At 63.5% G+C, this 19,974-nt stretch carries 17 protein-coding genes and 1 tRNA gene; 12 read left to right on the top strand and 6 right to left on the bottom strand.

Annotated elements, in window-relative coordinates; all coding sequences use genetic code 11:
- The first annotated feature begins 25 nt into the window (after positions 1-25).
- Both J3R84_RS00540 and J3R84_RS00535 read left to right on the top strand, forming a co-directional pair.
- Entirely contained in the window at positions 26-1,258 is a 1,233-nt protein-coding gene (locus J3R84_RS00540) for an ROK family transcriptional regulator (RefSeq protein WP_025425769.1), read from the top strand.
- Positions 1,258-1,686 (top strand): RbsD/FucU family protein, encoded by a 429-nt coding sequence (locus tag J3R84_RS00535; protein ID WP_025425768.1) that lies wholly within the window; start codon positions 1,258-1,260, stop codon positions 1,684-1,686. Before J3R84_RS00540 ends, J3R84_RS00535 begins: the two co-directional genes overlap by 1 nt.
- A 71-nt stretch (positions 1,687-1,757) precedes the next feature.
- Here J3R84_RS00535 and J3R84_RS00530 read toward each other — a convergent pair whose 3' ends face one another.
- Positions 1,758-2,180, bottom strand: coding sequence for a DoxX family protein (locus J3R84_RS00530; RefSeq protein WP_025425767.1), 423 nt, complete (start codon positions 2,178-2,180; stop codon positions 1,758-1,760).
- 265 nt (positions 2,181-2,445) lie between these two features.
- Between J3R84_RS00530 and J3R84_RS00525 the strand changes: the two genes are divergently transcribed.
- Complete coding sequence (locus J3R84_RS00525; protein ID WP_025425766.1) at positions 2,446-3,150, top strand: Crp/Fnr family transcriptional regulator; 705 nt, start codon at positions 2,446-2,448, stop codon at positions 3,148-3,150.
- 5 nt (positions 3,151-3,155) lie between these two features.
- Positions 3,156-5,030, top strand: a complete 1,875-nt coding sequence (locus tag J3R84_RS00520; protein WP_203527349.1) for a CHASE2 domain-containing protein — start codon at positions 3,156-3,158, stop codon at positions 5,028-5,030.
- Between the two features lie 68 nt (positions 5,031-5,098).
- Here the strand turns inward: J3R84_RS00520 and J3R84_RS00515 are convergent, their stop codons facing one another.
- On the bottom strand, positions 5,099-5,719 hold the full coding sequence (locus tag J3R84_RS00515) for a FecR family protein (RefSeq protein WP_203527391.1): 621 nt from the start codon (positions 5,717-5,719) through the stop codon (positions 5,099-5,101).
- 231 nt (positions 5,720-5,950) lie between these two features.
- Here J3R84_RS00515 and J3R84_RS38990 point away from each other — a divergent pair, with 231 nt between their 5' ends.
- The 8 genes from J3R84_RS38990 (at position 5,951) to J3R84_RS00475 (ending at position 15,813) form a co-directional block, all read left to right on the top strand.
- Positions 5,951-6,811, top strand: a complete 861-nt coding sequence (locus tag J3R84_RS38990) for a tetratricopeptide repeat protein (protein ID WP_025425763.1) — start codon at positions 5,951-5,953, stop codon at positions 6,809-6,811.
- A 129-nt stretch (positions 6,812-6,940) separates the two neighbouring features.
- The gene (gene spdA, locus J3R84_RS00505) at positions 6,941-7,747 is read left to right on the top strand and encodes a 2', 3'cyclic nucleotide phosphodiesterase SpdA (RefSeq protein ID WP_025425762.1); all 807 of its coding nucleotides are present in this window, start codon (positions 6,941-6,943) and stop codon (positions 7,745-7,747) included.
- 310 nt (positions 7,748-8,057) lie between these two features.
- Positions 8,058-8,372 carry a YkgJ family cysteine cluster protein gene (locus tag J3R84_RS00500; RefSeq protein WP_025425761.1) on the top strand — a complete coding sequence of 105 codons (315 nt, stop codon included), beginning with the start codon at positions 8,058-8,060 and terminating at the stop codon, positions 8,370-8,372.
- Positions 8,373-8,561: 189 nt separating this feature from the next.
- A complete protein-coding gene (putA, locus tag J3R84_RS00495; protein WP_025425760.1) occupies positions 8,562-12,269 on the top strand; it encodes a trifunctional transcriptional regulator/proline dehydrogenase/L-glutamate gamma-semialdehyde dehydrogenase in 3,708 nt (1,235 codons plus the stop codon).
- Between the two features lie 170 nt (positions 12,270-12,439).
- Positions 12,440-13,024, top strand: coding sequence for an IMPACT family protein (locus tag J3R84_RS00490; RefSeq protein WP_025425759.1), 585 nt, complete (start codon positions 12,440-12,442; stop codon positions 13,022-13,024).
- Positions 13,025-13,121: 97 nt separating this feature from the next.
- Positions 13,122-14,108 (top strand): aldo/keto reductase, encoded by a 987-nt coding sequence (locus tag J3R84_RS00485; protein ID WP_025425758.1) that lies wholly within the window; start codon positions 13,122-13,124, stop codon positions 14,106-14,108.
- Between the two features lie 204 nt (positions 14,109-14,312).
- Positions 14,313-14,750, top strand: a complete 438-nt coding sequence (locus J3R84_RS00480; protein ID WP_198956827.1) for a DUF1810 domain-containing protein — start codon at positions 14,313-14,315, stop codon at positions 14,748-14,750.
- 592 nt (positions 14,751-15,342) lie between these two features.
- On the top strand, positions 15,343-15,813 hold the full coding sequence (locus J3R84_RS00475) for an aminoacyl-tRNA deacylase (RefSeq protein ID WP_025425755.1): 471 nt from the start codon (positions 15,343-15,345) through the stop codon (positions 15,811-15,813).
- A gap of 159 nt (positions 15,814-15,972) precedes the next feature.
- Here J3R84_RS00475 and J3R84_RS00470 read toward each other — a convergent pair.
- The 4 genes from J3R84_RS00470 to J3R84_RS00455 all read right to left on the bottom strand — a co-directional run bounded on the left by J3R84_RS00470 (position 15,973) and on the right by J3R84_RS00455 (position 19,956).
- A tRNA-Arg gene (locus tag J3R84_RS00470) sits at positions 15,973-16,049 on the bottom strand.
- Positions 16,050-16,210: 161 nt separating this feature from the next.
- A complete protein-coding gene (locus J3R84_RS00465; protein ID WP_025425754.1) occupies positions 16,211-17,692 on the bottom strand; it encodes a sensor histidine kinase in 1,482 nt (493 codons plus the stop codon).
- Positions 17,693-17,714: 22 nt separating this feature from the next.
- Entirely contained in the window at positions 17,715-19,139 is a 1,425-nt protein-coding gene (locus J3R84_RS00460) for a dihydrolipoyl dehydrogenase family protein (protein WP_025425753.1), read from the bottom strand.
- A 16-nt stretch (positions 19,140-19,155) separates the two neighbouring features.
- Complete coding sequence (locus J3R84_RS00455) at positions 19,156-19,956, bottom strand: TVP38/TMEM64 family protein (RefSeq protein ID WP_025425752.1); 801 nt, start codon at positions 19,954-19,956, stop codon at positions 19,156-19,158.
- Between the last annotated feature and the right edge of the window lie 18 nt (positions 19,957-19,974).

The raw sequence follows: 19,974 nt of genomic DNA, 5'->3' as shown, positions 1-19,974 counted from the left end.
AATGCCAACGGGAGGAGACGGTGGCATGTCATTGACAGACGGCCCCGACAGGGGACCGATACAACCTGAGGTCATCGACCCGAGCGGCGGGGCGAACCAGACGCGCGTGCGCGCCTACAACGAGAGGCTGGTGATGTCGCTGGTGCGGCGTCACGGCGAGCTGTCGAAGGCGGATATCGCCAGACGCTCCGGCCTTTCGGCGCAGACCGTTTCCGTCATCATGCGGGCGCTCGAAAGCGATGGCCTCTTGGTGCGCGGCGCGCCGGTGCGCGGCCGTGTCGGCCAGCCGTCGACGCCGATGCGGCTCAACCCGGATGCGGTGTTTTCCTTTGGGGTGAAGATCGGGCGTCGAAGTGCCGACCTGGTGCTGATGGATTTCGTCGGCAATATCCGCCTGCACCTGCACCAGATCCATGCCTATCCGCTGCCCGGCGAACTGGTCGACTTCATCGTCGGCGGCATCGAGAAACTCGAGGCGCAACTGAGCCCAGAGGAGCGCAAGCGCATCGCTGGGGTCGGTATCGCCACGCCCTTCGAACTGTGGAACTGGGCGGAAGAAGTCGGCGCCCCGCGGGAAGAAATGAACCGGTGGCGCGAGGTGGACCTGCAGGCGATCGTGGCCCAACGCACCCGCCACCCGGTGTTCCTGCAGAATGACGGCACCAGCGCCTGCGGCGCCGAACTCGCCTTCGGCGTCGGCGCCAGCTATCCCGACTTCGTCTATTTCTACATCGGCTCGTTCATCGGCGGCGGCATCGTCATCAATTCCGCGCTCTTTTCCGGCCGCACCGGCACCGCCGGCGCCGTCGGCCCGCTGCCGGTTTCCGGCAAGGACGGCAAGACCATCCAGCTCCTGAAGATCGCCTCGGTCTTCGTGCTCGAAAACCTGCTGCGCGAACGCGGCATCGATCCGAAGCCGCTGTGGTATTCGGCCGACGACTGGATCGATTTCGGTGAGCCACTCACGATCTGGATCGACGACAGTGCGGCAGCCCTTGCCCAGGCGGTCGTCTCCGCCGCCTCGATCATCGACTTCTCCGCCGTTGTCATCGACGGCGGCTTCCCGCCCTGGGTCCGCGCCCGGCTTTTGACGGCAACGCGCAAGGCGCTCTACGACCTCGACCTGCAGGGCGTGACGATCCCGGAACTGGTCGAAGGTTTGGTCGGCAGCCATGCCCGCGCCATCGGCGGCGCGAGCCTGCCGTTGTTCTCCCGCTACCTGCTCGACACCAACGTCCTCTTCAAGGAGCTCAGCTGATGCTGAAAGGCATAGACCCGATCCTCAGCCCCGAATTGCTGGCGACGCTTAGGGCAATGGGCCATGGCGACGAGATTGCGCTGGTCGACGGCAACTATCCCGGCCAGGAACATGCTCGCCGGCTGGTTCGGCTCGACGGCCACGGGCTGATCCCGGTGCTGGACGCCATTCTCAGCGTGATGCCGATCGACGATTTCGTGCCGGCGGCGATCTTCCGCGCTACAGTCAAGCAGGACCGGGACGCGCTAGATCCCGTCCACCGGGAGATCATTGATTGCTGCGGCAGGCATGAGCCGGCACGAACGGTCGTGCCCCTGCTCGGCCCGGAATTCTATCCGCGGGTGCAAGCGGCGCACACGGTGGTGCAGACCAGCGAACCGCGGCTTTACGGCAACGTCATCCTGCGCAAGGGCGTGATCTATCCCTGACGGATCGGGCGACAAAACGAAAAACCCGCCGGCGGAACCGGCGGGTTTTTTCGTTTCATGTCTGGAATGTCTTAGGCGCGACGTGCGTCGATCGACAGTGCGCCCGGGCCGAAGGCGGCAAGCACCAGGAAGCCGCCGGCAACCGAGATGTTCTTCATCATCATCAGGCCGTTGAAGACGCTCAGCAGGCCGTTGGCTTCCGGCGGGAACGTCGGAATGTTGATTGCGCCGCTGTGGAAGACGAAGGCGGTGACCAGGCAGAACAGAGCCAGCAGGTAGGCTGCAATCTTCGTCTGGAAGCCGACCAGAACGGCAAGACCGCCGATCAGCTCGAAAGCGCCGGCGAGATAGGCAAGCGCGGTTGCTGCCGGCCAGCCGGCATTAGCAATCATTCCGGCGGTGCCGGCGGGATCAGTCAGCTTGCCGAAGCCAGCGGTGATGAACATGATCGAAAGGAGAATGCGCCCGATGAGGACGACGACATTCTGAGACATGCGAGGCTCCTGTGAGAAACGAGTGTTGGCAGCAGAAGTATCAGCATTTTCAAATTCATCTAGCCGCACGCCCGGCGACAGATCGTTCACAACGTAGAGACAACCGGGATTTATCGTCAACCGACATTTGAGCCGCGGCCCAGTCTGTGCAGTGCTTTTCGTCCTAGCGAGCGCTGGTTCGGCCACAAGTGTTCTTTTCTGTTGCAAGGACGGGGCTGCTGGGTGAAATTCAGGCGCGGCAGGGGACGCCGCGCGGGGGCATCTCATGAACGAAATCAACAGGAGCCCGGCCTTCTGGCACTCATTCGCGATCTTCGAAGGGTTCGACAAGAAAACGATCGAGGATCTCGCCGATATCGCCACCTATCGAAAGTGGCCGGCCGGCACGGTGATCTTCCAGCGTGGCGACGAAGGCAACTATATGATCGTGGTCATATCGGGCCGCATCAAGCTTTCTCTGATCACACCGCAGGGCCGCGAACTGATGCTGCGCCAGCATGAAGCCGGCGCGATCTTCGGCGAGATGGCGGTGCTCGACGGCCAGACGCGGTCGGCAGACGCCACGGCGCAGACGGCGTCCGAAGGCTACGTGATCGGCAAGAAGGCGTTTCTCGATATGGTCACTACCCGGCCGGCGGCAGCTGAGTCCGTCATCCGCTTTCTCTGCGCCCAGCTGCGCGACACCACCGAGCGGCTGGAAACCATCGCGCTCTATGACCTCAACGCCCGCGTTGCGCGGTTCTTCCTGGCCACACTCCGGCAGATCCACGGCAACGAGCTTCCCGAAAGCGCCAATCTGCGGCTGACGATGAGCCAGACGGATATCGCCGGCGTTCTCGGCGCCAGTCGCCCCAAGGTCAACCGGGCCATTCTGTGGCTAGAGGAGAGCGGCGCCATCAAGCGGGGAGAAGGGATCATCGCCTGCAAGGTCGGCCGGCTGCTGAGCATCGCCGATCCTGAAGAGGATTAGGCGGCATGACCGTGCAACCTCGCCGGCAATTTCGCTTCACTCCGCTCGCCGGCGGGATCCTGACGAGCCTGATCGTCGCATTGGCACTCTATTTCTATGCGGAACCGGTATTCGAAACGCAGCGGGAGCTGTTCTTCGACCGCCTGATGCAATGGGTGCCGTCACCGCAATCGCCCGACATCGTCGTCGTCGATATCGACCGGGCGGCCTACCAATCCCGGCCTGATGGAGACTGGGACAGGGCGGCAACCGCCGAACTCCTATCCGGACTGACCGTGGCCGGCGCCAAGGTCATCGCCGTCGACTTCGTCTTCAGTTCCGATTGTGCGGCAGAGCTGCCAGGCAATACATCGCTTTCGCAAGCGCTTTCGAAGACCCCCGTCGTTCTCGGCTTTCTCATTGCCGATACGCTGCAGGAGCGCCCTCGCCCGGCTCCGCCACTGGCGTTGAGCCGCCCCTTCGCAGCACCGGAACTCTGGTTCCTCGACGGCGCGGAAACCTCCTGCCCTTCCTTCATGGATCACGCCAAGGCGGCGGCCGCATCATTTCTTGTCGGCGACGAGGATGCCCGTATCCGACGGGTGCAGGCTTTCGCTGTTCTCGGCGAAGAGGCCTATCCGACGCTTGCGATCGAGGCGACGCGGCTGATGATGGGTGCAGGAACGCCGATACTCGGCGGCGACCCAGCCTGGCTGCGGCTCGACAGGCAGGTGATCACACTCGACGATACCGGCAGCCTGCGCTTCGTCGCGAGCACCCCTGACTTGATCGCCGCCCGGACCATTTCGGCAGCCGACGTTCTCTCAGGGAAAGCAGGCAGCGACAGGTTTGCGGGCAAACTCGTCTTCATCGGCAGCAGCCTGCCCAATCTCGGCGGCCTCCGGCCGAGCGCCTCAATGCCGCTCGAGCCCTCGGTTCAGATCCATGCCGATATCGCCAATGCGATCGCCACCGGTTTCATTCCACGGCGTGACGCGCGGCTTCCCGTCATCGAGGCCCTGTTCTCGCTGGCAGCGGGCATTGCCGCCGCCTATGGCGCGGCAAGGCTCCGGCCGATGACATCGGCCGTGCTCGGCATCGTCGCGGTTGCCGTCGTCGTCGCGGCGACTGCCGCGATCTACCGCACCAGCGGCTGGCTCGTCGATGCAGTGAGCATTTCAGTCGCACTTGCTGCCGTGCTGGCAGTGACCAGCACGCTGCAGTTCGCCCATGTCAGGCGGGCGGAAGCGACGGCGCGGGAAAAATTCTCGCGATACCTGCCGCAATCCGTCGTCGCGCGCTACATCGACAATCCAGGTGCTGCCCGGGTTGCGGGCGAGGAACGGGCGGTGACGGCGCTGTTCACCGACATCGAGAGCTTTTCGACGCTTTCGCAAAAACTCGGGCCGCGCGACCTCATCGCCCTGCTCGATATCTATTTTACCGAGGTCAACGGGCTGGTAGCGCAATATGGCGGCATGGTCGACAAGGTGGTCGGCGACGCCGTGCACGCCTTCTTCAACGCGCCGGAGGATCTGGCCGATCATGTCGACAAGGCAATCGAATGCGCCAAGGCAATCCATGCGTTGACCGAAGAAATGCGCAGGCGACCGCAGTTTGCCGCACGGGATTTCGGGCGCACGCGCATCGGGGTCGAGACGGGTCAGGCGGTGCTTGGCGAAGTCGGCGCCGGCGGCAAGCTCGACTACACCGCCCATGGCGACGCCATCAACCTTGCAGCGCGACTGCAGGAGGCAAACAAATTTCTGGGCACGGCCATCTGCGTCGGCCCGGCTGCAGCAGCTGAAAGCAAGCAACGGCTTCGCTCGCTCGGCAGCCATGAAATCCGCGGCTTTGCCACGATGGAACTCTTCACAGTCGCCGACCCTGAACAGGTGTAGCGCCACTGCAGAATTCCATGGTCGGCATCGATTGAGGCAGAGAATTGCTCCTCGTGGTGCTGCCGACGCTACTGTTGGCCAACACTGGCATAGGCTTCCCGGATCCGCGCCTGTCCCCAGTTGACGGGGTCGCTCGGCGCGTCGCCTCGCTGTCGGAACTCGACGCCCTGCCCCGCAGCGACAATCTGCGTTACGCCGCCCGCGGCGACCGCAACGCTGCCATGCTCGACGAAGACGGCGAAGGCGACACGGCTCGGGCCGCAAAAGAACTTGGTGCCGCGCACGCCGATCATGCCGAAAGCGGTCCTGACGGCAACATCGACCTTGGGCAGCCCCTCGGGGCGGTCGAATACCATTCGGCCGATGCCGAGTTCGAGCGTACCGCCCTGGCCGGCAATGAAGCTGTCGACCAGCAGATCGGTCTCAGCACCCAAGAGGACGCGGGTGTCGGCACCAAGCGCCAGGGTTGCGAAACTTTCGGCCTCGGTGCGCACATGATCGTTGTCGAAGATCTGCGCACCGACAGCCAGAGCCTCTTCCTGCTCAGTCTGTCGACGACGAACGTCGCCGCGGATTTCCGTTGCCTTGCCGATCACCGGGCTCGCCATGGTCGTTGCCACGCCGCCGCTCATGGCCGCCAACAACAGGCCACCAACGACGACGCGCCTGCTCACCAGCATCTGCCGCACCAGCTCCCGGTCCATCATGGTCCTTCTCCCTGTTCGACGCGTTCGAGCCCTCGAGCGTCCGGCTTTCCCAAAGGATATCCCCGATATCAGCGGAAACAAGCCGAACGCGCAATGGTGCGTTCCTTGCCACCTCTCCACTTCGCCAGAGCCCCAGCAATCCGGCTGTTACCGCCGGAACAGGCAGTGCGAACCCACCGGGCTAAGTTCGCGTCAAGAGACGGGGAGAGCATCATGGAAAATCAGCGCAAAACAGGCATTCGCATCTTCAACGCATTGCTTCTCGCCATCGTCAGCTTCCTGGCGCTTGCGGCAATCGCGCTTCCTCCCGCCCGTGCGGCAGAACTTTCGGCCGTCGACATCTGCGACCGCGAGGCGGGCAGCATCTTCGACCTGCAGCGCAACCAGGCCTTCCCGGCAGTTGCGACCGAGGACATGAAGATCGGTATCGCCCTTTCGGCCTGCCGCGAGGCCTATAACCAGCATGCCGGCGCCCGCATCGAGTTCCAGTTGGCCCGCGTGCTCGACAAGGCCGGCCAGAAGATCCAGTCGCTGCGCATCCTCAGCGAAGCGGCCGAACACGGCCATGCGCTGGCGATGACCAACTATGCGGTGCTTGTCGGCGAACAGGGCGACATCAAGACCGAATTCGCGCTCAACCAGAAAGCCGCCGCAGCCGGCAATATCCTCGCTGCCTATAATCTCGGCGTCGCCTACCGCGACGGCATGGGCACCGCCGCCAACGGCAAGCTCGCCATCGAATGGTTCGAGCGGGCGACGCTCGCCGGCGATGACATCGCCGCATTCAACCTCGCGGTCATCCTGGATGAAGGCAAGCTGGTGCCGGAAGACAACGCCAGGGCCGCGCGCTTCTATCGCCTCGCCGTCGAGCGCGGCAATGTCGACGCGATGGTCAATCTCGGCCTGATGCTGGAGACCGGCGAAGGCGTAACCAAGGATTCATCGGCCGCGCGCGCCATCTTCCGCAAAGCCGCGGCCGAGGGCGACGCCTTTGCTGAGCGCAAGTTCGCCGAACTCAGCGGCGGCAGCAATTTCGAGACGGCCATGCTCGACAAGACCAGCCGCATCAAGTGACGCATTGCGAGCCGACCTCAACCGGTCGGTCCGCGTTATGTCCCGACAGGTTCCCCCCAAAGATGCAGCTTGACGTGCAGCCGGGCGCACTACAGCGTGGCGGGAAGACACCCCTCGCCTGGAAATGTAATGACGAAACTGATTATCTTTACCGACCTGCACATGGTGCCCGAGGGCACGACGATCATCGGCCTCGATCCCTACCAGCGCCTGGCCAACGGTATCGCACATGTGAACCGCTACCACGCGGATGCCGACCGGGTGATCTTCACCGGCGACCTCGCGCATCATGCCGACCGCGCCTCCTACGAGCGGCTGAAAACGCTGACCGATCAATTGCTGCCTCCGGCCGCCATCATGATCGGCAACCACGACCGGCGCGACGTGTTTCTCGACGTCTTTGCAGACGCCGTAACGGACGACGATGGCTTCGTGCAGCAAGTGGTCGACTTTGGCGATTGCCGGGCGATCCTGCTCGACACGCTGTTTGCGCCGCCCTACGACTACCCCAACAGCCATGCCGGGCTCCTGTGCCAGAAACGCCTTACCTGGCTCGATCGCCAATTGGCAGAAGCCGGCGACAGGCCGGTGCTCATCTTCATGCATCATCCCCCGCACGCCACCGGCTTCACCGGCATGGACATGATCCGCCTCGTCAACGAAGTGGAATTTTATGCGCTCGTGAAGAACCACGGCAATGTGCGCCACATCTTCGCCGGCCATGTGCACCGCACGATCAGCGGTTCCAGCCGCGGCATACCCTTCTCTGTCTTCAAGAGCCCGGTGCACCAGCAGCCGATGCCGTTCGATGCGCCGGATGCCTCGCTCTCAGTCGATGAACCAGCAGCCTACGGCATTGCCGTGGTGACGAAGGATGGCGTTCTCGTTCATACCGAGGATTACGAAATCGCCCGCCGGGACGCTGCCTTCGCCTGATACCAACCTGCACGGATATTGACCCATTGAGCCGGCGCGATTTTGGTTTCCTGTAAGGAGAAAACCGGAGCCGGACCACGCGGTCCGGTGAGGATTGTCGACGCTATCAGGAGGCCAAAAGCGCCCGGCCCTTCGGATGGGCCGCCTGTCGGCCACCGGCAGCCTCGCAATCCTCGACCGATGTCCAGGCATCGCTCTAAGGTCCGCTCCTTCCCGGACGACCGCAGACGGTCCCACGCAGTGGGCCAATATCCGTGCAGATTGGTATGAGGGGCATTCCGGCCGCCGGGCCTTCATGCTAGGTTGGCCCATGACCCAAACCACCGCCACCGATGAAATCCTCGACTGTCAGAGCTGCGGCGCCTGCTGCGCCTACTCCTCCGACTGGCCGCGATTCTCGATGGAGACGGACGAGGAACTCGACCTGATACCGGAAGAGTACGTCGCCGCCGACCTCGGCGGCATGCGCTGCGAAGACAACCGTTGCACGGCACTCGGCGGCAAGCTCGGGGTGCATGTCGCCTGCAAGATCTACGCTGTGAGGCCGATCGTCTGTCGCACCTGCATGCCCGGTGACGACGAGTGTCTGATGGCGCGCGAACGGCACTTCGGGCAGGCCGCGTAGAACTTCGGATCATCCGGCACTCAAGCCTACATTCCGTATCCCCATCGGTTTGCCGGCACTGCGATAGTGAAACATTCCGAGAATGACGAAATTTGCCGGATGGATGTTCGGCGGGACGACGCGTATTTTCTGCCCACGAAATCCAAGGCGCATTGCGCCTTGTCACCGCCTTCCGGAGGACCGCGTTCGATGAGCCAGACCCAGCTTCAAAAATCCAGCCCAAAGGCCGATGCGGCCCCGGCCCCCTTTGCCGACTTCGCACCGCCGATCCGCGCGCAAGGCACGCTGCGCCAGGCGATCACCGCCGCGTACCGCCGGCCGGAAACCGAAGCGCTGCCGCCGCTCGTCGAAGCAGCAACGCTTCCGGCCGAGACACAGAAGGCAGCCGCCAGAACCGCCCGCAAGCTGATCGAGGCCCTGCGCGCAAAACATAAAGGTTCCGGCGTCGAAGGACTGGTGCACGAATACTCGCTGTCGAGCCAGGAAGGTGTGGCGCTGATGTGCCTGGCCGAGGCGCTGCTGCGCATTCCCGACACGGCAACGCGCGACGCGCTGATCCGCGACAAGATTTCCGACGGTGACTGGAAGTCGCATCTGGGCGGTGGCCGCTCGCTGTTCGTCAACGCCGCGACCTGGGGTCTGGTCGTGACCGGCAAGCTGACGTCGACGGTCAACGACCGCAGCCTTTCGGCCGCGCTGACGCGCCTGATCGCCCGCTGCGGCGAACCGGTGATCCGCCGCGGCGTCGACATGGCGATGCGGATGATGGGCGAACAATTCGTCACCGGCGAAACCATCGACGAGGCGCTGCGCCGCTCGCGCGCGCTCGAGCAGAAGGGTTTCCGCTACTCCTACGACATGCTGGGCGAAGCCGCGACCACGGCTGAAGACGCCGAGCGCTATTACAAGGACTACGAAACGGCGATCCATGCCATCGGCAAGGCATCGGCCGGACGCGGCATCTACGAAGGCCCCGGCATCTCCATCAAGCTTTCGGCGCTGCATCCGCGCTACGTGCGCGCGCAGTCGGCCCGCGTCATGGAAGAGCTTCTGCCGAAGGTGAAGGCACTCGCGGTCATTGCCAAGAAGTACGACATCGGCCTCAACATCGACGCCGAGGAAGCCGACCGGCTGGAGCTTTCGCTCGACCTGCTCGAAGAACTGTGCCTCGACAAGGATCTCGCCGGCTGGGACGGCATGGGCTTCGTGGTCCAGGCCTATGGCAAGCGTTGCCCCTTCGTGCTCGACTTCATCATCGACCTCGCCCGCCGCGCGAGCCGCCGCATCATGGTCCGGCTGGTCAAGGGCGCCTATTGGGACGCCGAGATCAAGCGCGCGCAGCTCGACGGCCTGGAAGACTTCCCCGTCTACACCCGCAAGATCTACACCGACGTTTCCTACATCGCCTGCGCCCGCAAGCTGCTGGCAGCAACCGACGTGATCTTCCCGCAGTTTGCCACCCACAACGCTCAGTCGCTCGCCACCATCTACGAACTGGCCGGCAAGGACTTCCAGGTCGGCAAGTACGAGTTCCAGTGCCTGCACGGCATGGGCGAACCGCTCTACGACGAAGTCGTCGGCAAGGGCAATCTCGACCGGCCGTGCCGTATCTATGCGCCCGTGGGCACGCACGAGACGCTGCTGGCCTACCTGGTGCGCCGCCTGCTTGAAAACGGCGCCAACTCTTCCTTCGTCAACCGCATCGCCGACCCGAAGGTCTCAATCGACGAACTGGTTGCCGATCCGGTCGACATCGTGCGCGCCATGCCTGTCGTCGGCGCGACGCACGCGCAGATCGCCCTGCCGGTCGGTTTGTTCGGCGATGCACGCCCGAACTCCGGTGGTCTCGACCTTTCCAACGAAACCTCGCTCGCATCGCTAACCGAAGCGCTCAAGGCCAGTGCTGCCATCGACTGGCGCGCGGTGCCGCAACTGGCAACCGGTCCTGCATCGGGCGAGACCCGCCCGGTCGTCAACCCCGGCGACCACCGCGATATCGTCGGCGCCGTCACCGAGACATCGGAAGCGGACGCCCGCCAGGCCGCAAGCCTTGCCGCGAAGGCCGCCTCGAGCTGGTCGGCGGTTTCACCGGCAGAGCGTGCAGCCTGCCTCGTGCGTGCAGCCGACATCATGCAAGCCCGCATGCCGACTTTGCTCGGCCTGATCGTGCGCGAAGCCGGCAAGTCGCTGCCGAACGCCATCGCCGAAGTGCGCGAAGCGATCGACTTCCTGCGCTACTATGCCGAACAGACCCGCCGCACACTCGGTCCTGCTCATAAGGCGCTCGGACCAATCGTCTGCATCAGCCCGTGGAACTTCCCGCTGGCGATCTTTGCCGGCCAGATTGCCGCAGCACTCGTCGCAGGTAACCCGGTGCTGGCAAAGCCGGCGGAAGAAACGCCACTGATCGCCGCCGAGGGCGTGCGCATCCTGCACGAAGCCGGCATTCCGGCCGACGCGCTGCAGCTCCTGCCCGGTGACGGTCGCATCGGTGCGGCACTGGTTGCCGCGCCTGAAATCGCCGGCGTGATGTTCACCGGCTCGACCGAAGTCGCACGCCTCATCCAGGCGCAGCTGGCCGACCGGCTGTCGCCGTCGGGCCGGCCGATCCCGCTGATCGCCGAAACCGGCGGCCAGAACGCCATGATCGTCGACAGTTCGGCGCTCGCCGAACAGGTCGTCGGCGACGTGATCGCCTCGGCCTTCGACAGCGCCGGCCAGCGCTGCTCGGCGCTGCGCGTCTTGTGCCTGCAGGAAGATGTCGCCGACCGCATCCTCGCGATGCTGAAGGGCGCGCTGCACGAACTGAAGATCGGCCGCACGGACAAGCTTTCCGTCGACGTCGGCCCTGTCATCACCGCGGAAGCGCAGGGGATCATCGAGAAGCACATCGAAACCATGCGCGGCATGGGTCGCAAGGTCGAGCAGATCGGCCTCGCGTCCGGTACCGAACTCGGTACCTTCGTGCCGCCGACGATTGTCGAGCTCGAAAAGCTCTCCGACCTCAAGCGCGAGGTCTTCGGTCCCGTTCTCCACGTCATCCGCTACCGCCGTGACGATCTCGACCGGTTGATCGACGATATCAACGCGACGGGCTACGGCCTGACCTTCGGCCTGCACACCCGCCTCGACGAGACGATTGCCCACGTCACGTCTCGCGTGAAGGCCGGCAACCTCTACGTCAACCGCAACGTCATCGGCGCTGTCGTCGGCGTACAGCCCTTCGGCGGTCGTGGCCTCTCGGGCACCGGCCCGAAAGCAGGCGGTCCGCTCTATCTCGGCCGCCTCGTCGCCACCGCCCCGGTGCCGCCGCAGCACAGCTCCGTCCACACCGATCCGGCGCTGCTCGACTTCGCCAAATGGCTCGACGGCAAGGGTGTCAAGGCGGAAGCCGAAGCCGCCCGCACAGCCGGCAGCAACTCGGCCCTCGGCCTCATCTCCGAGCTTCCAGGCCCGGTTGGCGAGCGTAACCTCTATGCGCTGCATCCTCGCGGCCGCGTGCTCCTGGTGCCAGCCACCGAGACCGGCCTCTATCGCCAGCTCGGCGCGGCACTGGCGACCGGCAACACCGTCGTCATCGACGCGGCGTCGGGCCTGCAGTCCTCGCTGAAGACCTTGCCGGCAAGTGTTTCCACCCGCCTGTCCTGGTCGAAGGATTGGTCGGCGGACGGCCCCTTCGCCGGTGCACTGGTCGAAGGCGACGGCGAGCGTGTGCGTGAGGTGAACAAGGTGATCGCCGGCCTGCCGGGTCCGCTGGTTCTGGTCCAGGCCGCCTCGACTGACGAGATCGGCCGCAACCCCGACGCCTATTGCCTCAACTGGCTCTTGGAAGAGGTGTCTACCTCGATCAACACCGCCGCTGCCGGCGGCAATGCCAGCCTGATGGCGATCGGCTGAGCCGGCCTGCATCAACAAGTACGGCCCTCTCCCCCACGGGGGAGAGGGATAAATCAGTTCTCATTGCTCCGGTCCGCCGCTTCGGACTTTGACGACCGCGCTACCTGCGTGCGCCGGATGGCGCATTTGGCAGCAATCCGCTATCAGCGTTGAACAAACGGAAGCAGCGGATGTTCACCCTCAAGCACACAGAAACCTCGACGCAGGAAATCAAGAAGAGCCGGTTTCTGGCAATCTGCGCGCCCGTGCCCGACGAGCAGGCGGCAAAGGCTTTCCTTGCTGAGCATTCCGATCCCACCGCCAACCACAATTGCTGGGCGTGGCGCATCGGCCAGGCCTATCGCTTCAACGACGACGGCGAGCCGAGCGGGACCGCGGGCAAGCCGATCCTCGCTGCGATCGATGGCCAGTCGCTCGACCGCGTCGTCGTGGTGGTCACCCGCTGGTTCGGCGGCATCCTGCTTGGCAGCGGCGGCCTGATCCGCGCCTATGGCGGCACCGCCGCGCTCTGCCTGCGGGCGGCCGAGAAGATCGAAATGATCGAGACGATACGCACCACCATCGCCTGCGACTTTGCCGATCTGGCGCTGATCAAGGCCCGCCTTCTTGCCCGTGACGTCACGATCTCAGGCGAAACCTTCACCGACAAGGGGCCGGTAATGACGGTCGACATGCGCAAGGACGAAGCAGACGGCATTCTTGCCATGGTCACCGATCTCAGCCGCGGCCGCGCGGTCATTTCGACCGACGATTGATCGCCTTCCCCTTGCCGATCGAACCATCATAAAAGCGACCCGCAAACCGAATAATATTCAATCCGAAAACGATTTCGACGCCAGGGAGATGATCTGCATGAAAACGAGAGTTCTGGGCAAGACAGGTGCGACGATTTCGGAGATCGGCTTCGGCGCCTGGCAGATCGGCGGCTCCTGGGGCGACGTCAGCGAAACGGACGGCAAGCGCGCGTTGAATGCCGCACTCGACAGCGGCGTCACCCTCGTCGACACGGCCGACGTCTATGGTGACGGACGGTCTGAAAAGATCATTGCCGCCGTCCTGAAGGAGCGCGGCGGCGAAAAGCCGTTCGTCGCCACCAAAGCCGGACGCAGGCTGAACCCGCATGTCACCGAAGGCTACACCGGCGCCAATATCGAAGCCTTCATCGATCGCAGTCTTAGCAATCTCGGTATCGAAACGCTGGATCTCGTCCAGCTCCACTGCCCGCCGACCGACGTCTATTACCGTCCGGAGTTTTTCGGTGCGCTCGACCAGCTCATCACCAAGGGCAAGATCCGCAATTACGGCGTCTCGGTCGAGAAGGTCGAGGAAGCGCTGAAGGCGATCGAGTATCCGGGTGTTGCCACCGTCCAGATCATCTACAACATCTTCCGCCAGCGGCCGCAGGACCTGTTCTTCGCGGAAGCCAGGAAGAAGAATGTCGGCGTGATCGTGCGCGTGCCGCTCGCCTCCGGGCTGCTGTCGGGCAAGATTACCCGCGACACGGCGTTTGCCGCCGACGACCATCGCAACTTCAACCGCTTCGGTGAAGCCTTCGATGTCGGCGAGACTTTTGCAGGCGTGCCCTTCGAGACGGCACTGGAAGCCGTCGAGCAGCTTCGCCCGCTGGTGCCCGCAGGCGTGCCGATGGCGCAGTTCGCCCTGCGCTGGATACTGGAGCAGGATGCCGTGTCCGTCGTCATCCCTGGCGCCCGCAATGAGACGCAGGCGCAATCCAATGCGGCTGCCAGCGCGCTGCCTGCCATCGACGAAAAAGCCAAGGCCGCCATCGCCGCGCTTTACGAGCGGCTGGTCAAGGTTCATGTTCATCATCGCTGGTAGGATGTATCGTAGCTGCCAATGGGGCCGCCGCCAATGGGCGCGACCGGCGGCAGCGGACACCACCCGACTGCATGTTTCCTTAAGTCCTATTCGATTTAAGGATAAAAACATGCAGCCATTCAAAGTGCTACAGCGACCTTTGCACGTCTAATAAGACGCGCGGCGCTGTAGCGGGCACACAGGCGCGCCAGGGCGGGAGAAGCGATCATGGCAGACCCTTTCGTGCTGCAGCGCTTTGTCGACGCTCAGGGCCGCGTCCATGCCGCAGCGCTCGACGAATTGCGGCGTGGCCGCAAAGAGACCCACTGGATGTGGTTCGTCTTTCCCCAGCTTGCGGGCCTCGGGCATTCGCCGATGGCCCAGCGCTTCGCCATCTCCGGGCTCGCGGAGGCCAGGGCCTATCTCGCCCATCCAATCCTCGGGCCCAGGCTTGTCGAATGCACCGAGACCGTCAACGGGCTGATCGGGTGTTCGGCACACGAAATCTTCGCAAGCCCTGATGACATGAAATTCCGCTCGTCGATGACGCTGTTTTCGAAGGCCGCAAACACAGGCAGCGTCTTCGGGCAGGCCCTCAGTTTCTATTTTGCCGGGGAAGAGGATCGACGAACGCTCGACCTGCTCGGCCCGCCTTCGCCATGACGGCGCACAAGCGCCAGGGGCATTCAGCCCGCGGATCGCGTTAGACGCCGTGCGCGGCGCTCGCGAGGAAGAACAGGATCACGAAAGCGCAGACGGAAAGCCCGGCTACGATCACCAGCAGCTCTTTCATCATATAACGATACATCGGGCACCTCCTTCCATCAGCCGTACGGCTCCCTTTTATATGGGAATCGGACCGGCCATTTTTCAGTCGCAGGCTTCAAAAGATCGTGAGGATGCCCCCTTTTTCCGGCCGCCGCAGACGCCTCCGGATCGCTCTCTTCCGCCCCCATCAGGCGCAACGCAAGCGCGCAGCCTGTAAGTTACATTATACTAATATATAGATTTATTACAACTGTTCTTACGGCTCCGCCGAGGCGCATCACGATCGGATGGAACGGAGAACCAGCGCGGTTTTTTTTGATCGCGGCGCTAGTGAAGCGCCGACGAAAACGCCTCGCAAACGTAGCCGGATGCTCAATCAACCGAAGCGCGCGCACGCTTGCGACCATAGGCTCGTCGTTGACTTCGCAGGCGATGAGAGGAAAATGTCTTCTTATGCGTCACAACGTAACACAAGGGGCGCCCAACGATGACTATCGCAAGGAAACTTCAGGACTATATCGACGGCGAGGGTGTCGCCTACGACACCGTCGCGCACCATCGTACGGCAACGACCAGCCAGTCGGCGCGCGCCGCGCATGTTCCGGGCAGCAGACTGGCCAAGTCCGTGGTCGTACACCACGAAATGGGGTACGTCCTCGCCGTTGTTCCGAGTACGCACCGGATCGAGCTCTCCACATTGCAGAGTGTTATGAACAGACGCCTTGGCCTCGCCTCGGAGGAGGAGGTCTGTTCGCTTTTCGCCGATTGCGACATTGGCGCGGTGCCGCCGATCGGATCGGCCTACGATGTACCGGTGATCCTCGACGAAAGCCTCGAAGACGCCAGCGACGTCTATTTCGAAGGCGGCGACCACAAGACACTGGTGCACGTCACCGGACCTAACTTTCGCAGCCTGATGAAGGATGCGCAGGTCGCCCGCTTCAGCCACCTGCCGTAGACGCCGCAATCCTGCATCGTACACCTCGCAGAGGACGACGTGGAGTTGGTGCCTGCGGGGGCAAGTCAAAGTGCTACAGCGTCCTTTGCGCGTCCAATAAGACGCGCGACGCTGTAGGGAATGCTGGAGAAGCGCCTTCAGTTAAGGCTTTGAAATTGTTGGCGCACCCGAAGAGATTCGAACTCCTGACCCCCAGATTCGTAGTCTGGTGCTCTATCCAGCTGAGCTACGGGTGCTTGCCTGAAGCGGTCGAACCGCTTGCGTGAGCGGTTCTCTAAAGGGTCCTTTCGGGGATTGCAAGCGCCGCTCGGCAAAAAATTTCATTTTTACGACGACGCGGTTTCAAGCTGTGGATTTTCACGGCGAAATCAGCGCGCAATCTCACCCGCGAACCCCTTCAATGCCGGGCTTTGGAGCGAAATGCATCGAGCGGCACCGGGCGGTCCGGTAATTCGATGCGAAAAAGCGTTCCGGGCGTCGGCTTTTCCACAAGGGCAATCGTTCCCCCATGGGCGAGCACCAATTCGCGTGCAATCGCCAGGCCAAGACCGGTGCCGCCCGAGCGCGCCGAGCCGCGGAAGGCTGCAAAAAGATTTTCGCGGGCCTTTGCCGGCATGCCTGGGCCGGTATCGTCGACGGAAATGGTGACGACACTGCCCATGCGCATCGCCGAAACGCTGACGACGCGTGGCCGCCCGTCCTCGGCCTCGTGATTCGTCAGCGCCTGGACGGCGTTGCGGCAGATATTGTGCACCACCCGGAACAGTTGCTCGCTGTCGGCGTCGACCTCAAGGTCGTCCTGCACCTGGATCTGGAATTCGATGCCGGATTGCGGATCGATCGAAAGCAGCTCGGCGACATCGGAGACCAGCGGCTTGAGGGCGACGAACCGGCGGTGCGGTTCGGCCTCGGTGGTACGGCCATAGGAAAGAACCTCGCGGGTATAGCCGACGGCCCGGTCGATCGCCCGCAGCAGCGTCGGTGCGAAGCGCTTGACGACGGGATCATCGACATCGGCGAGACGGTCGGAGATCAGCTGCGCCGACGACAGGATATTGCGCATGTCGTGGTTGATCTTCGACACCGCCAGGCCAAGCTCGGCAAGGCTCTTCTGCTGCTTCAGCGTCTTCTGCAGCTCGCGCTGCATGCTCGCCAGATGCTGGCCGGCGACCGCGAGTTCGTCGCGCCCCTCCGGCGGAACGAGCACGCGCGCCGGATTGGACGGATCGTTGGAGAATTCCTGCATGCTCGCCGTCATTCGCCGGATCGGCACGATCAGCATCCGGTTGATCGCAAGGAAGATCAACGTCGCGGTAATCAGCGAGATGATGATCGACAGGAAGAACACGTTGCGGGAATAGACGAGCATCGCCTTGTGCAGGCTGGCATCAGCCATGACCAGCTCGATCACCGCGTCGCTTTCACCGAGCGGCCCGTAGACGCGCACCACCCGGTTGCCACCGAACAGCAGCGTATCGAAGGCATCGCGGATCGCCGCCAAGGCGGTGAAATTGGCGGTGTCGTATTCGCCGTCGATCTCTGATGGCATGTCGGCGGCAGCGATCATCCGCGAGGCATCCTTGCGGCGAATGACGATCGCCTTGGTGCCCGTTGCCATCAGCGTGTCGTCCTGCACGTTTCGGGGCAGCTCGACATTCTGCAGGCCGTCGACGACGACGGCGGCGGCAGCGACGGTGTTCAGCCGATCCTGCAGCCAGCGGATGCGCATGTTTGCGACCGACGGCACGAAGATCAGCACCTCGGCCAGCATGACGAAAACGATCGTCAGCAACAGCAGCTTGCCCGAGAGCCCGCGGAGGAAGCCCGCTGCGGTTCGCGGCGCTTCACTCACCGTCGTCGGCTGCGCCTCTTCGCTCATCGTCCCGAAAAATCCCTGTCCGTCAGCCGAAATACCGCAAGGCCCTGATGGCGGACCGCACGACCGCCTTCCTCGCCAAGGGCGCATAATAGGAGATGACCGCCTGTTTTCCAATCTCGGAAAGGGTCGGATAGGGTGCGACATAGCCGCGGACCTGTTTCAGCGTCATGCCGTTGGCGACCGCAAGCGACCACATGTTGATCAGCTCCCCTGCACCTGGGGCGGCAATGCCGACACCGAGGATGCGTCCGCGGCGGCCGGCGACGATCTTGATCACGCCAGCCTCGACCCCGTCCGTGCGGGCACGGTCGCCTGCGGCAAGATCGGTCCTGATGACGTCGACGGCGCCGAATTTTTCCCGCGCCTCCGTCTCGCTCAATCCAACCTCGGCGATTTCCGGATCGGAGTAGGTGACCTTCGGCACAATCGTCCGATCTTCCCGCGCCGGCAATCGAAACAGCATCTGCTGCAGCACCAGCCGTGCATGATAGCTCGCCACATGGGTGAACTGCAGCCCGCCTGCGACATCGCCGATCGCATAGACGCGGCGATTGCTGGTGCGAAGGTTGGGCCCGACCTCTATGCCTTTCGCATTGTGGTCGATGCCGGCGGCGGCAAGGCCGAGCGATGCGTGGTTCGGCCGACGACCGGCGGCAATCAGGAGATCGCTGCCTTCGACCTGGAAAACGCCGCCTCCATTCTCGCATCGCAGAACGACCCGCCCGCCATCCTGCTCGGCGCCAAGGATCGTCGTTGCCTCGTGCAGGACCACGCCCCCGTGCCGAAGTGCGGCAATCGCGATCGATGAAAGCTCGGGATCGGCATCCGAAAGCGCGCGCCGGCTCTCGATGACGGTGACGCCGGCGCCAAGCCGGCGATAGGCCTGCGCCATCTCGATGCCAACAGGACCCGCACCGACAATGATCAAATGGGCCGGAAGCCGGGTCAGATCGAACAGCGTCTCGTTGGTCAGGAACGACACTTTGTCGAGGCCCGGAATATCAGGGATCGCCGGCGACGAGCCGGTGGCGACGACGAAACGGCGGGCGCGGACGAGATGGTCTCCGGCGGCAACGGTATTTTCATCGACGAACCGGGCCGAGGATTGCAGCACCTCGACGCCGAGGCCGGTAAAGCGCTCGACGCTATCGTGCGGAGCGATACCGGCAATGACCTCGTGGATGCGGGCATGAAGGCGTTGATAGTCGACGACGGGTTGGCCAGCGGCCAGACCGAAGCGACCCGCCATACGGATCGCCTGCGCGTGCCTGGCGACGGCAATCAGCGTCTTCGACGGCACGCATCCGTGGTTGAGGCAATCCCCACCCATGGTGCCGCGTTCGATCAGGACCACGGGAACACCGAAGGCGGCGGCACCCGCCGCCACGGAAAGCCCGGCGGCACCGCCACCGATCACGCAGATATCCGGATTGATGACTTTCGCCACGCCTGCCCCGTACCCGTCAAACAGCCTTGCGGCGCGACCATACCCGCTTGAAAGCGAGTGGCAATGCCGCAAACAACGCTAATACCACAAGCGCCAAGGTCAATTTCGGCGTTGCGAAATCCGACACCGACAGCTCGCGGCCAACGGCAGCCGAACTGGCGATCACCTCGTCGAGCCCACCGCCGAGCCAGGCATAGGCGAAGGTGGCGGGAACGATACCGATCAGAGTTGCCATCGCAAACGTTCTCAATCTCACCTCGAAGAAGGCGGGCGCGATGTTGACGACGAAGAACGGGAAGATCGGCGTGAGCCGCAGGACGAGAAGATAGAGAAACGCATTGCGGCAGAAACCATCGGCAAAACGCGCGAGGAATGGCCCGGCACGCCGCCGCAGGAGATCGCCGAACATGCTGCGGGCCGCCAGAAACAACAGGCACGAGCCGAGCGTCGCGGCTGCAACGACGAGAAGGCCGCCACCGGCGCAGCCGAAGAGAAAGCCGGCAAAGATCGTCAGAACCGAAGCAGCCGGGATCGAGAAGACCACCACTGCTACGTAGACCAGGAAAAACAGACCGGCGGCCTGAAGCGGATAGGCTTCGACATAGAGGCGCAACGCCTCACGGTGATGGACGAGTGCGCTCAGAGACAGATAACGCTGAAGTCCGAAGGCATAGGAGGCAAACCCGCCGGCGACAAGAAGGGCCAACAGCACCAGACGCCACGCGACCTTGCCGCGGTCTTCGGGCGAGCCCTCGTCCGGTGCCTCCGACGGCGTTGGACGGGCATCCCCGGCTCTGTTGATGGCGCTTCGGTTCATGTGATTTCGTTTCTTGGA

It is taken from the genome of Ensifer canadensis, assembly GCF_017488845.2.
Lineage (GTDB): Bacteria > Pseudomonadota > Alphaproteobacteria > Rhizobiales > Rhizobiaceae > Ensifer > Ensifer canadensis.
The sequence above is the reverse complement of the archived record's forward strand: the minus strand, read 5'-3'. Positions and strand labels throughout refer to the sequence as shown.